We start from the raw sequence: 12,768 nt of genomic DNA on the forward strand, positions 1-12,768 counted from the left end.
GATAACCTATCTCCAAGATAGGATTTCTGCGCGCCCCTTAAGCTGGAATCGGCCGCCGCGACCCCGAGACCCCAATTGCGAATATGAGTTCACGTATTAGAAATAATCGCATATACGAGCGCTACCCGGTTCGCCAACGACATTGAAGACCTGACCCGCGGCCCGGCTCCGGGGGCAAAAATTTAAGTCAATTGTATCATAAGCATACAAAAAGAGGGGATGTCGGAACATGAGAATCAAAGCGGATTTCCGTGGCGCCAGCCTGATCGCGCTGGCCTATCTTTCATTCGCCCCGGCGGCTCGTGCGCAGCAGGCGCCGGCGCCGGCGGGCCAGCCCGCGGCTGAAACGCCGGCTGCGACGGGCGACATCGTCGTCACCGCGCAATTCCGTTCGCAGCGGCTGCAGGATACGCCGCTCGCGATCACCGCGCTGAGCGGCGACGCGATGGAGGCCAAAGGGCAGACCAATATTTCCGAAGTCGCCGCGCAGACCCCCAATGTCACGCTCGCGCCGCAAAACGGCTATCTCGGCCCGGGCATCATCGCCTTCATCCGCGGCGTCGGGCAGTCCGATCCCAATTTCGCGCTCGAGTCCGGCGTCGGCATGTATATCGACGACGTCTATCTGCCGACGCTGACCGGTTCGCTGCTCGATCTGATGGATCTCGACCGCGTCGAGATCCTGCGCGGTCCGCAAGGCACATTGGCCGGGCGCAACTCGCTGGGCGGCTCGATCAAACTCTATTCGGTCAAGCCGCAGGGCGACGGCAGCGGCGCACTGGAAGCGACCTACGGCAGCTACAACCGCATCGACGCCCGCGGCCATATCGACCTGAAACTGGCCGACAACCTTTTCCTGCGCGTGTCCGCCGCGACCAAGAATCGCGACGGTTACGTCAAGCGGCTCGATTATGCCCAGACCCACCCCGGCTCCAACGTGCCGACCCAGGCGAGCGACGCCAAGCCCGAGCTCGGCACGCTCGGCGGGCAGAGCTTCGTCGCGACCAAGGCCGCGCTGCGCTGGTTGCCGACCAGCAATGTCGAGATCAACGTCTCGGGCGATTATACCCGCCAGCGCGACGAGGCCGGGGCGAGCGTGCTGCTGTTCGCCAACAAGGCGGGGGTGTTCACCGGCCCGAGCGCGACCGGCGGCCCGCGCCCGTGGCTGGCCGGGGTCAACGGCAGCCCGGTGGCGCTCAACTGCGCCTTCGTCGCGTTCGGCGCCAATAGCTGCGACACCCCGCCGGCCGGCTACGACCGGCGCTTCATCAATTATGGGACCTATGCCGACAATGCGACGCGCGACGGCCAGATGGCGTATAAGCCCCTGTCGCTGACCCCGCATTCCAATCTCGACAATTACGGCTTCGCGGGCACGATCGACTGGACGATCAGCGACGGGCTCGCGCTCAAGTCGATCACCGCCTATCGCCACTATGAAGCCGACTGGTCCTTCGCCGAAGGCGCGCCGCTGCAATCGTCGATGTACGAGCAGCAGCAGAGCAATACCCAGTGGAGCCAGGAACTGCGCCTCACCGGCAAGGCGCTCGGCAACCGCCTCGATTATACGGTGGGCGGCTTCTATTTCGATACCAAGGGCAAGTTCACCGGGCGGATCGATCTCAATTACGCCGGGATCGATTTCCTCCACGGCCCCGATCCGACCCCGGCGACCAACAAGGCGCTGTTCGCCAATGCCAGCTTCAAGCCGGTCGATGCGCTGACGCTGACCGGCGGCATCCGATCGTCGTGGGACACCAAGGATTACGGCTATGTCCGCCACAATCCGGACGGCACCGCGATTCAAGGGCCGTGCCAGTTCTTCCTCGGCGCAGCCACGGCGGGGCCGACCGGGGTGGGCAATTCACCCAACTGCCTGTTGTTCGGGCTCAACGGCCTCCAGGCGCATTTCAAGTCGCAGCGCACCGACTGGCGCGTCGCGGCGGATTATCGCGTCTCGCCCGAATTGATGCTCTACGCCCAGGTATCGACCGGGTATCGCGCCGGGGGCATCAACCCCCGCCCCTTCTATCCCAGCCAGGTTCGGCCCTTCTCGCCGGAAACCATCACCGCGTATGAAGCCGGGTTCAAATCCGATCTGTTCGGCCGGATGCTGCGTTTCAACGCCTCGGCTTTCTACAACGATTATAAGAATATCATCCTGACCGTCTTCAACTGCCCGACCGCGGCGGGCACCGAGGGGACGCCGTGCCTGCAACCGACCAACGTCGGGTCGGCGCACGTCAAGGGCGTCGAGGTCGAAACCCTGCTGCGGCCGACGAGCAACCTCAGCTTCGACGGATCGGTCAGCTATCTCGATTTCAAATATACCTCGCTCGGCAGCGCCAATACCGGCGTCCGGCTCGACATGGTCCCGCCCTTCACCCCAAAGTGGAAATGGAATGCCGGGGCGCAATATGAGGTGCCGGACGTGCTCGGCGGCGCGCTGAGCTTCCGGGTCGACGGCAGCTATCAGTCCCATATCTATGTCGACGCGGTCAACACCGATGCCGCGATCGTCTCGACCACCACCGCCGGTGCCGGCGGCGGCCCGCTGCCGACGCTGATCGCGACGAGCCGGATCGACGGCTATTTCCTCGCCAATGCGCGGGTCACCTGGCGCAGCGCGTCGGACGGGTGGAGCGCGGCGTTCGAGGTGCGCAACCTGACCGACAAATATTACTTCACCTCGATGAACACCAATTTCAGCTCGGTCGGCGTGATCTCCGGCGCGCCCGGGCTGCCGCGAACCTGGGCCATCACGATCAAGAAGGAATTCTGACCGGGCGACGCGCCGCGCGCGCGTCGCTTTCTCCCCGCCAGATCATGTCCATGAGGATCCGATGATCGCAGCTCGTTCGATGCGCTTTCTCGCCCCGTTCCTCCTCGCCGGCGCGGTCGCGCCGGCGACGGCCTTCGCGCAGGCCGATGTGCCGCCCGACCCGGTCATCCAGATGCGCGAGCACTGGCTCGATGCCGACATCAGCGCCTTCAATTTCCGCCATTCGGCGGACATGTTCGAAACCCGCGCCGTCCCCCACGGCGATGCCGTCCGGCCGCTCGCCGAGGGCGCGAAGCTCACCCCGCCCCCCCTCAGCTCGGGCGGCGTCACCCGCAGCTATGACGATTGGGCGCGGCGCACCTATACCAATGCGCTGATCGTGTTGCGCGACGGCAAGATCGTCTTCGAGGATTATCGCAACCGTTCGCGGCCGTCGGACCGTTTCATTTCCTTCTCGATGGCCAAATCGATCACCTCGCTGCTGATCGGCATCGCGCTCGACAAGGGGATGATCAAATCGCTCGACGATCCGGCGGGCAAATATGTCCCCGAATTGCGCGCCGGCGCTTATGGCGACGTATCGATCCGCCATATCCTTCAGATGCGATCGGGGGTCGATTACGAGGAGCGTTACGATTTCGGCGACAAGCCCAGCCTCGCCGCGCTCATCCACCGCCACGCCATCGTGCTCAATGAGGAGCGCTTCGCCGATCGCGCGACGACCATCACGCGGGCGGCGAAGCCGGGCAGCCGGTTCAACTATGCGACGCTCGACACCGCCGTCCTCGGCTGGGTGCTGGAGCGCGCGACCGGCCAGTCGCTCGCCGCATTCACCGCCGCCAATCTGTGGCAGCCGGCGGGGATGGAAGGAGACGCCTTCTGGATCGCCGACGGCGCGAAAGGGGTCGGCCGCGAACTATCCGGGATGGGCTTCAACGCCACGTTGCGCGATTATGCCCGGCTCGGCCAGCTGATGCTCGACAACGGCGTGCGCGACGGCAAATCGGTGCTTCCGCGCGGCTGGATCAGGCAGGCGACCAGCATGATCCCGTTCGACCAGCCGACCCCGTTCGGCGGCCGCGGCTATGGCTTCCAATTCTGGCAACTCGACGACCAGCCCGGCGCCTATAGCGCGCTCGGCCTTGCCGGGCAGTTCATCTACGTCCACCCGCAAAGCCGCACGGTGATCGTCAAGCTCAGCCATTTCCCCTTGCCCGAGCCGCCGCATGTCATGGCCGAGACGCTGGCCTATTTCCGCCAGCTTACGGGGCGATAAGTCAGCGGAGCTTTACCTATCCACCTGATATAAATATCAAATATCGAGCGCCTGTCGAACGAACGGACTCGGATGAGCATCCTGTCAGCCATTTTGTTCTTCCTGACCCAGCATCCTTTCTGGTCATGGCCACTGCTCACGCTCTTCGGGGTCGCGCTGTCGCATGTGCTGGCCCGGTGGCGCGGCAGCCCCGGCTGGTACGGGCTGATCCTCGTCTTCTTCATCTACGGCCAGCTCAACATCTTCCTGGCGCACATCTTCAACGCGCTGTTCCTCAGCGCCTTTGGAGTCCCCGGAACGGGCGTCGTCACCCATTCGGAGATGACCAGTTCCACGCTCAACGACGCGAATGTCTGGGCCTATAGCGCCGCGCTCAAGACGGCGGATGGCAAGGACGTGGTGACGACGTTCGATAGCATGTCCGCGAGCATCTATCCGATCACCAACGCGATCCTGATCCCGCCGGAGGGCGAGCGGTTCGTCACCAGATATATCCCCGGCTTCCCGCGCAACTTCGTCATCATGCGCAACCAGTCGTCTTATGGGATCAGGCAGATGGTCGCGGAGGATCGCGCGCCGGTGGATAAGGCCGCCAACCAGCTTGCGGCGAGCCCCGGCAACCGCGCCTTCATCGACGAATATCGCGATGCCTTGACGCGGTTTCTCGGCAAGCACCGGGAGGATGCCGATCCCGCGCTGATCGAGCGTTACCAGGCGGCGCTCGACGCTTTGCCGCGCCGATGACCGCGGGCGGCGCGCGAACCGGCAAGCCCGCCTCGGCGACGAGGAATAAAATCTAGCGTGACGGCCTTGAACGCGCCGCCTAGCCCGTGCCCAACGACAGGGGCCTCGGGGGAATGAATGCAATTGACGCGCGCGCTGTGGCTGATCGCGTTGGTGCCGGTGGCGACCCCGGCGCTCGCGCAGGACGCGGACGGTCTCGACATCTCGGGGACGATGCGGATCCGTTACGAAACGATCACCAATCAACCGCGCGTCGGCTACAACCGTAACGACGAGCTGCTCAATCTGCGCACGACATTGCTCGTCAAATATCAGTCCGGGCCGTTCACCGTCGCCGGCGAGCTGTGGGACAGCCGGGTCTATGGCGAGGACAAGGGAAGTCCGGTCACCACCGGCGAGGTCAACGCGCTCGAGCCGGTGCAGGCCTATATCGGCGCGCGCGGCGCGATCGGCGCCGTGAAGATCTCCGGGCAGCTCGGCCGGTTCACGCTCAATCTCGGCTCCCGCCGGCTCGTCGGCGCCGAGGAATATCGCAACACGACCAACGGCTATACCGGCCTGAGGCTCGATCTCGCGACCCCCGGCGGCATCACCGCCACCGGCATCTATGTCCTGCCGCAACAGCGCCGGCCCGACGCGCCGGCGTCGCTGCGCGACAATGCGGTCGGTTTCGACCATGAGGGGTTCGATCAGGTCCTGTGGGGGGGGACCGTCGCCAAGGCCAAGGCGATCGGCGCGGTGACGGCCGAAGCGTCATTCTTCCATCTCGGCGAACACGACACCCCCGGGCGCCCGACGCGCGATCGATCGCTCAACACCGTGGGTGGGCGGCTGTGGCGCGATCCCGCCACCGGCGCGGCGGACGGCGAGGTCGAGGCGTTCCACCAGTCGGGGACGATCAGCGCATCGACCGCCCCTGCCGCGGCGACGCTCCCGGTGTCGGCCTGGTTCATCCACGCCAGCGGCGGCTATTCCTTCGCCGGCGCGCTCAAGCTGCGGCTGTCGCTGCATTATGACAGGGCGAGCGGCGACAAGGCGGGCGGCAGCTACGGCCGGTTCGATACTTTGTTCGGCATGCGCCGCGCCGAACTCGCCCCGGCCGGGCTCTATAATGCGGTCGGCCGCGCCAACATCTCGACGCCCGGCGCGCGGTTCGAGATCGCACCGTCGAAGCGCTGGGACGCCTTCCTCACCTATCGCGCGCTGTGGCTGGCGGAACCGACCGACAGCTTCTCGACCACCGGGGTGCGCGACGCGAGCGGCCGGTCGGGGTCGTTTGCCGGGCATCAGCTCGATACGCGGCTGCGCTGGTGGGTACGGCCCGACAGGCTGCGCTTCGAATTCGACGGCACCTTGCTGATGAAGGGGCGCTTCCTCAAGGAGGCGCCCAACGCGCCGCCCGGCAAGGTGAGCGCCTATAGCTCGTTCAATCTGACCGCCTCTTTCTAGACCTTGCGCGCGCTAAGCCAGCGCCAGCCGCGCGACGAGCGCGCCGATCGCGATCGCGATGCCGTAAGGCAATTTGTCGCCGGGGTTGTCGCCGTTGCGGCTGATCGGCTTGCCGGCCGCGCGGCGATAGACGAACCAGACGACAAGCAACGCCAGCCCCGACAGCGCGACCGAGATCAGCAGCCGCGGCGCCGCCGCGAGCGGAAACCAGGCCGCGACCGCGGCGTAGAATTTGGCGTCGCCGCCGCCGAACAGCCCGATCCTGAACAGCAGCATCCCGGCGACCAGCGCGATCGCGGCATGCGCGGCATGCCAGCCCAGCATCGCCGCCCCGCCGGTGGCGAAGCCGAGCGCGAGCCCGGCGATCGCTGTCGCCGCGCACAGCCAGTTGGGGATCGTCCGGCGGAACAGATCGCCCCAGCTCGCCGCCACGCCGGCCGCGATCAGCAGCGCCCCCGAGACGGCGGGCAGCAGCGTCATTCGGCCTTGGCCGGACGCACGACCACCGGGCGGGCGACCGCGAGCTGCTTCGCGACGAGCGGCGCGGGATAGCTCGTCGTGCCGGTCACGATGCGCACCTCGTAGCGCGACACGCGTTGGAGCCCCCCGGCCGGCGGCGCCGCTGCGGCAGTTTCCGGCGCCGGGGCGGCGACGGGTGCGGCGAGTATCTCGGCACGGCGCTGCGCCAGCGCGGGCGCGTTGATCAGCACCGCGAGGTTGGTCTGGTATCGCGATTCGACCGGATCGACCGAGATCGCCTCGCGGAAGAAACGCTCGGCGAGATCGAACCGCTCAATCCGCGCATAGGCCACCGCCATCCCGTTGAGCGCGGGCGCGAGCGGCTCGCCGGTGGCGAGCGCCTTCTGGAATTTCTCGATCGCCTCGCCCGGCCTTCCGCCGTCGAGCGCGGCACGTCCGGCGTCGGTTGAAGGGGTCCCGACGACCTGTTTGTCGGCCAGCATCACCGGTCGCGCGGATCGGTGCGCGTGGTGCGCGAACAGATGCGCGCCGGGGAACGACCCGCATCCCGCGAGCGGCAGCGACAGGGCGACGGCACAGGCGATCTTGCGCATCTCAACCTCCGTGGTGGAATGCCGGGGTAACGGTTCGCACGACCCGCACCGCGGCGGGCAGCATCAGCACGCCGATCATCACCGGCAGCATGCAGGCGACGAGCGGCACCGAGATCAGCACGGGGATGCGATGCGCCTTCTCCTCGGCGCGCATCCGGCGTTTCTCGCGCATTTCCGACGCATAGACGCGTAGCGTGGCGGCGATGCTCGATCCCAGCTTGTCGGACTGGATGAGCAAGGTGGTGAACGATCCCACCTCCTCCACCCCGGCGGCCTGCGCCATGCTGCGCAGCGCCTTTTCGCGCGAGGCGCCGGCGCGCAATTGCAGCGTCGCGCCGGTCAGCAACTGCGCGACGAGCGGGTGCGACACGACCAGCTCGCGCCCGACCCGGTCGAGCGCGGCTTCGAGCCCCAGCCCCGCCTCGACGCACACCAGCATCAGATCGAGGCTGTCCGGGAAACCGTTGGTGATCGCCTGCCGCCGCCGGTCCGCCTTCGCCCGCACGACGAGCGCGGGGATATACAGCCCCGCCAGCGCCAGGATCGACCCGACGATATAGAGCCGGCCGAACGAAAGCTGATAGCCGCCCGCGGTGCTGAGCAGCACGAGCAGCAGCGGCAGCCCGACGACCAGCAGCAGCCGGATCAGATTATAGACCCGCGGCGCCGAGGGCGAATCGAACCCGGCGGCGAGCAGTTTCTCGCGCAGCTCGCTCGACTTGGTATCGCCGAGGCTGAGCCCGGTGCGCTCGATCCGGTCGACCAGCCGGGTCCAATTGTCGTCGCGGCGCCGCTGGAGCGATTCGACCAGCCCCACCCCCGTCCCGCGCTGCGAGATGGTGCGAAGCTGGCCGCGCACCGCGGTGCGCCGCGACACGACGCTCAGCACCGCGAGCGCCCCCCCGACCACGAGCGCGAAAAGCGCGATCAGCAGCGCGGTGCGGGCAAACGGATTTGTCGATATGATGTCAGCCATATCAAACCTTTATGTCCACCAGCCGGCGGATCGAGATGAAGCCGATCGTGTAAAGCAGCAGCAATGCGGGAAAGCCGATGACGAAGATCGGATCGCGCGCGACATCGAGGTAGAAGGCGGGGTTGATCGCCATCAGCCCGCAAAAGGCGAGCACCGGCAGGCCGGTGAGCAGCCAGCCGGTCATCCGCCCTTCCGAGCTCAAGGCGCGGACCATCATGAACATGCTCGCGCGATCGCGGATGACGCGCGAGAGATTCTCCAGGATTTCCGCAAGATTGCCGCCCGTCTCATTCTGCACCGAGATCGACACGACGAACATCCGCATATCGTCCAGCCCCCATCGCTCGGCCATTGCCGACAAGGCGTCCGGCAGGTTGGCGCCATAAGCGATCTCGTCCGACACCAGCCCGAATTCGCTGCCGATCGGATCGGGCATCTCCTCCGTGACGAGCTGGATCGCCGCCGCGACCGGATGCCCGGCGCGTAGCGAGCGGGTGAAGACATCGAGCGCGACCGGGAATTGCTGTTCCATCCGCGCCCGCCGCCGCTCGGCGATCCGCCCGAGCACGATCAGCGGCAGCCCGATCGCAAAGCCCGCCGCGGCGGTGACGATCAGCAGCAGCACCCCGATGCCGAAGGAGAATTTCGCGATCCACACCAGCGCGGAAATCAGCGCCAGCGCGGCGAGGAAACCAAGCCCGACGATCAGCATCAGCGCGCGCGATTCGATCGGCACCGCAGACATCATCACCATCCGGGCGAAACGCGCGTAAAGCCGTTCGAGCGGCCCGGCATCGGGGCTGAGCGGGGGCGGGACATTCTTGAGCAAGGCGAGCGACACCGCCTCGCGGTCCAGCCCGGCGCGCAGCATCTTCAGCCGCTTGTTCACCGCGTCGCGCTCGCGCCGGCGGTTCCAGGTCAGCCCGAACACGAGCTGCGACAGCACGAACACCGACCCGAAGATCGCGGCGAGCAGCAAGGCGCGGATGAGCAGCGCGCTCATGGCTGGCCGACCCGCAACACCGGGCGGAAGATCTCGGCATCGAGCCGGATCCCGCGCGCCTCCAGCTCGGCCATGAATTTCGGGCGGATCCCGGTCGCCTCGAAATAGCCGAGGACATTGCCCTGCTCGTCGCGCCCGGTGCTGCGGAAGCGGAAGATCTCCTGCATCGTGATCACCTCCCCCTCCATCCCGGTGAGCTCGGAGAGCGAGACAATCTTGCGCTTGCCGTCGCTCAGCCGCGCGACCTGGACGACGACGTTGATCGCCGAGGCGATTTGCGCGCGCGCCGAGGAGACCGGCATGTCGATCCCGCTCATCCCGATCATCTGCTCGATCCGCGACAAGGCGTCGCGCGGGGTATTGGCGTGGACGGTGGTCATCGAGCCTTCGTGCCCGGTGTTCATCGCCTGGAGCATGTCGAACGTCTCGCCCGCGCGGCATTCGCCCAGGATGATGCGGTCGGGGCGCATGCGCAGCGCATTCTTGACCAGATCGCGCTGGGTAACCTCGCCCTTGCCCTCGATATTGGGCGGGCGCGTCTCGAGCCGCGCGACATGCTCCTGCTGGAGCTGGAGCTCGGCCGAATCCTCGATCGTCACGATTCGCTCGCGCCCGTCGATATAAGAGGACAAGGCGTTGAGCAGCGTCGTCTTGCCCGATCCGGTGCCGCCCGAAATGACGATGTTGCGGCTCGCGCCGACGATCGCCTGGAGCAGCGGCGCCATCGCCTCGGGCATCGTGCCGAGCTCGATCATCCGCGCCATGCTGATCGGTTTCTTGGAAAATTTGCGGATCGACAGCAACGCGCCGTCGATCGCCAGCGGCGGGACGATCGCGTTGACGCGCGATCCGTCCGCCAGCCGCGCATCGACGAACGGCGAGGATTCGTCGACCCGCCGCCCGACCGCGCTGACGATCTTCTGGATGATGCGCAGCAGATGGCGCTCGTCCTGAAAGCGCGTCGCGGTCTTTTCGAGCAGCCCGAACCGCTCGACGAACACCGAATTGCAGCCGTTGACGAGGATGTCGGTGATGCTCTCGTCCTTGAGCAGCGGCTCGAGCGGCCCGAGCCCGAGCAATTCGTCGAGCACGTCGTTGGTCAGCGTGGTGCGCTCGACGCGGTTGAGCGCCTCGCTGTTCGCCGCGAGAATATCCGAGATGATCCCGGTGACCTCGCCGGCGATCTGCTCGCGGGTCATCTTGTCGAGCAGCGACAAGTTGATCTTGTCGAGCAATTGCTGGTGGATTTTCACCTTAAGCGAGAGGATCCGGCTCGCCGCCTCGGCCGCGAGCGCCTGTTCCGCGCTGTCGCCGGCGCTGCTCGGCGCGGCGGTGTCGGCGGGGGCGGTCGCGGGGCGGGAACGCTGGAGCTGCCACATGATCAATCTCCCCGCGTCCGCAGCCGCTCGCGCAGCAGCGCGCCGATCTGCGCGATGTCCCGGCAGAATCTGCTCTTGTCGCGCACGTCGCTGACCAATTGCCCCTGGTCCTGCGCCGCGCTGACCAACGGCGCGTCGAGCGAGACGCTGCCGAGGATCGAATGGCCGAGCGTATCGGATACATCCTTGAGGTCGATCGTCTTGAACAGCCGCTTCTCGACCCGGTTGACGACGATCTCGATCGCCTGCCGCTCGACCCCGACCGAGCGGAACAGATCGAGCCGCCGCCGCGCCTGCCGCAGGCTCGCGACCGACAGATCGACGACGAGCAGGATCGTATCGGAGGCGAGCGCGGCGGACAGCGCCCAGCTCGTCCAGTCGGGCGGGAAATCGAGCACGACATGGCCGAATTCCTGCCGCAGCAGCTGGATCATCCGCAGCAGCTGCGCCGAATCGACCGATTCGAGCGGCATGATCTCCGCCGGCGCGCTGACCACCGAAATCCCGCCGCTGGCGCGGGTGATCACCGATCGGATCAGTTCCTCATCGAGCCGGTCCTCCGCGCGGAGCAGATCGGCGAGATCGCCGCGCGCCGCGCTGACCCCGAGGAAATCGGTGACGCTGCCATATTGCAGATCGAGATCGGCGATCGCGGTGCCGCGCCCGCTGGGATCGTGCGCCGCGAGATCGGCGGCGAGCTGCGTCGCCACCGTCGTCGCGCCGCACCCGCCGATCGAGCGCGCGACCGAGATCAGCGGCGCGAGGCGCTGCTTCTGCCCCGGCGCGCTCTGTCGCCGCGCCGCGGTATCGAGCACGACCTGCAGCATCTCCTGCACGTCGAACGGCAGCGAGACGACGTCGCTGACCCCTTCGCGCACCAGCGCGCGGACCAGCGAAACGCTGGCGCCATCGATCGCCGCGACCAGCGGCAGATCGGGCGATCGCGCGCGGATCTCGCCGACGCGCCGCATCGATGCGGCATTGTCGGGATCGACCTCGATCACCAGCAAGGCCGCGTCGCCGAGCAACGCCTCGGGCACCGACGCGTCGCAGGCGAGCGGCGCGAGCCGCAGGTCGGCGAGCGGGGTCGCCGCCGCCGCCGCCAGCGGCGCAATGTGCGCCGGCGTGGCGATCACCGTCACCCGGCAATCGCTGCGCACCGCGGAGTCCGCGAACCTGGTGGTGGGAAGCTGGAGATTACCCATGATGCTTCGTCCCGACACGTCGCTGCGATCATTGATTGGGGGTGGTGGCGCTCGTGCCCGACGACGACCCCGCCACGCTCGAAGTCGTCAGCCGCTCGGGCTTTTTCACCTTGTCGGTGCGGTAGCGGGTGATCGCCTGCGCGGCGTGGTCGCCGCTGGCCGGCGCGAGCGCGGTGTCGTAGACCGGATGCGGATCGATGACCTGCGCCGCGATCGCCTGCTTGTTCGCCTCGCCGAACGTGTCGGCCCAGCCGAGCACCGGATCGCCCTGCCCGTCGGTCGCGCAGCCCGCGAGCAGCGCCGCCGCCGCGCCGAGCATCAGCCCATTGCGCATCGTCTCAATAGACATAGCGATCGTCCTTCACAGGCGCCTTCTTGGCCGCGCCCGGTGCGGGCGCCGGCGTGGCGGGTTGCGGGTGATAGGCCTGGCCGAGCAGGATCGTCTCCGCTTGGCTCGGGTCCTTGATCTCGTCGGTCGGCAGCCGCATCGCGACGCCCGGCTTGACCGGCGCGACGAGGTGCGGGGTGACGATGATCAGCAGCTCGGTCTGATCCTTCTGGAAATTGGTCGAGCGGAACAGCGCGCCGATGATCGGGATCGATCCCAGCAACGGGATCTGGTTGATCGTCGTCTTGAAATCCTTCTGCAGCAGCCCGGCGATCGCGAAGCTTTCGCCGTCGCGCAGCTCCAGCGTGGTGCTGGCGCGCCGCGTGCGCAGCCCGGGAATGCTGATGCTGCCGATCGTCAGCGACGCGCTGGGATCGATCTGGCTCACCTCGGGCTGGACGATCATGCTGATCGTCTTGTCGCCGAGCACCGTGGGGGTGAAGGCGAGGCTGACGCCGAACGGCTTGAACTCCACCGTGATCGGCGGGGCGCC

The 12,768-nt window shown here is 66.9% G+C and carries 12 protein-coding genes; 4 read left to right on the forward strand and 8 right to left on the reverse strand.

Annotation, left to right across the window (positions count from 1 at the left end):
• Positions 1–229 precede the first annotated feature (229 nt).
• The 4 genes from BGN95_RS18925 to BGN95_RS18940 all read left to right on the forward strand — a co-directional run bounded on the left by BGN95_RS18925 (position 230) and on the right by BGN95_RS18940 (position 6,251).
• Positions 230–2,782 carry a TonB-dependent receptor gene (locus BGN95_RS18925; RefSeq protein WP_286773673.1) on the forward strand — a complete coding sequence of 851 codons (2,553 nt, stop codon included), beginning with the start codon at positions 230–232 and terminating at the stop codon, positions 2,780–2,782.
• 61 nt (positions 2,783–2,843) lie between these two features.
• Complete coding sequence (locus tag BGN95_RS18930) at positions 2,844–4,058, forward strand: serine hydrolase domain-containing protein (RefSeq protein WP_286773674.1); 1,215 nt, start codon at positions 2,844–2,846, stop codon at positions 4,056–4,058.
• A 72-nt stretch (positions 4,059–4,130) separates the two neighbouring features.
• The gene (locus tag BGN95_RS18935; RefSeq protein ID WP_286773675.1) at positions 4,131–4,802 is read left to right on the forward strand and encodes a hypothetical protein; all 672 of its coding nucleotides are present in this window, start codon (positions 4,131–4,133) and stop codon (positions 4,800–4,802) included.
• A gap of 117 nt (positions 4,803–4,919) precedes the next feature.
• A complete protein-coding gene (locus tag BGN95_RS18940) occupies positions 4,920–6,251 on the forward strand; it encodes an alginate export family protein (protein ID WP_286773676.1) in 1,332 nt (443 codons plus the stop codon).
• A gap of 12 nt (positions 6,252–6,263) precedes the next feature.
• Here the strand turns inward: BGN95_RS18940 and BGN95_RS18945 are convergent, their stop codons facing one another.
• The 8 genes from BGN95_RS18945 to BGN95_RS18980 form a co-directional block, all read right to left on the reverse strand.
• Positions 6,264–6,731 (reverse strand): A24 family peptidase, encoded by a 468-nt coding sequence (locus BGN95_RS18945; protein WP_286773677.1) that lies wholly within the window; start codon positions 6,729–6,731, stop codon positions 6,264–6,266.
• Complete coding sequence (locus BGN95_RS18950; RefSeq protein ID WP_286773678.1) at positions 6,728–7,324, reverse strand: tetratricopeptide repeat protein; 597 nt, start codon at positions 7,322–7,324, stop codon at positions 6,728–6,730. The genes BGN95_RS18945 and BGN95_RS18950 overlap by 4 nt, the downstream gene beginning before the upstream one ends.
• Before the next feature lies 1 nt (position 7,325).
• Positions 7,326–8,300, reverse strand: a complete 975-nt coding sequence (locus tag BGN95_RS18955) for a type II secretion system F family protein (protein ID WP_265311442.1) — start codon at positions 8,298–8,300, stop codon at positions 7,326–7,328.
• A 1-nt stretch (position 8,301) separates the two neighbouring features.
• Positions 8,302–9,303, reverse strand: a complete 1,002-nt coding sequence (locus BGN95_RS18960; protein ID WP_265311443.1) for a type II secretion system F family protein — start codon at positions 9,301–9,303, stop codon at positions 8,302–8,304.
• Entirely contained in the window at positions 9,300–10,682 is a 1,383-nt protein-coding gene (locus tag BGN95_RS18965; RefSeq protein ID WP_286773679.1) for a TadA family conjugal transfer-associated ATPase, read from the reverse strand. The genes BGN95_RS18960 and BGN95_RS18965 overlap by 4 nt, the downstream gene beginning before the upstream one ends.
• 2 nt (positions 10,683–10,684) lie before the next feature.
• On the reverse strand, positions 10,685–11,887 hold the full coding sequence (locus tag BGN95_RS18970) for a CpaE/TadZ family protein (protein WP_286773680.1): 1,203 nt from the start codon (positions 11,885–11,887) through the stop codon (positions 10,685–10,687).
• 28 nt (positions 11,888–11,915) lie between these two features.
• On the reverse strand, positions 11,916–12,236 hold the full coding sequence (locus BGN95_RS18975; RefSeq protein ID WP_265311446.1) for a hypothetical protein: 321 nt from the start codon (positions 12,234–12,236) through the stop codon (positions 11,916–11,918).
• Positions 12,226–12,768, reverse strand: a 543-nt coding sequence (locus BGN95_RS18980; RefSeq protein WP_502688315.1) for a type II and III secretion system protein family protein, incomplete at its 5' end; no start/stop codon positions are given. The genes BGN95_RS18975 and BGN95_RS18980, both read right to left, overlap by 11 nt.

It is taken from the genome of Sphingomonas sp. 66-10 (assembly GCF_001897045.1).
Lineage (GTDB): Bacteria > Pseudomonadota > Alphaproteobacteria > Sphingomonadales > Sphingomonadaceae > Sphingomonas > Sphingomonas lycopersici.

Bases quoted from the DNA above. Each gene is read 5' to 3' on its own strand.
- BGN95_RS18925 (WP_286773673.1), top strand. From the start codon at position 230: ATGAGAATCAAAGCGGATTTCCGTGGCGCCAGCCTGATCGCGCTGGCC.
- BGN95_RS18930 (WP_286773674.1), top strand. From the start codon at position 2,844: ATGATCGCAGCTCGTTCGATGCGCTTTCTCGCCCCGTTCCTCCTCGCC.
- BGN95_RS18935 (WP_286773675.1), top strand. From the start codon at position 4,131: ATGAGCATCCTGTCAGCCATTTTGTTCTTCCTGACCCAGCATCCTTTC.
- BGN95_RS18940 (WP_286773676.1), top strand. From the start codon at position 4,920: ATGCAATTGACGCGCGCGCTGTGGCTGATCGCGTTGGTGCCGGTGGCG.
- BGN95_RS18945 (WP_286773677.1), bottom strand. From the start codon at position 6,731: ATGACGCTGCTGCCCGCCGTCTCGGGGGCGCTGCTGATCGCGGCCGGC.
- BGN95_RS18950 (WP_286773678.1), bottom strand. From the start codon at position 7,324: ATGCGCAAGATCGCCTGTGCCGTCGCCCTGTCGCTGCCGCTCGCGGGA.
- BGN95_RS18955 (WP_265311442.1), bottom strand. From the start codon at position 8,300: ATGGCTGACATCATATCGACAAATCCGTTTGCCCGCACCGCGCTGCTG.
- BGN95_RS18960 (WP_265311443.1), bottom strand. From the start codon at position 9,303: ATGAGCGCGCTGCTCATCCGCGCCTTGCTGCTCGCCGCGATCTTCGGG.
- BGN95_RS18965 (WP_286773679.1), bottom strand. From the start codon at position 10,682: ATGTGGCAGCTCCAGCGTTCCCGCCCCGCGACCGCCCCCGCCGACACC.
- BGN95_RS18970 (WP_286773680.1), bottom strand. From the start codon at position 11,887: ATGGGTAATCTCCAGCTTCCCACCACCAGGTTCGCGGACTCCGCGGTG.
- BGN95_RS18975 (WP_265311446.1), bottom strand. From the start codon at position 12,236: ATGTCTATTGAGACGATGCGCAATGGGCTGATGCTCGGCGCGGCGGCG.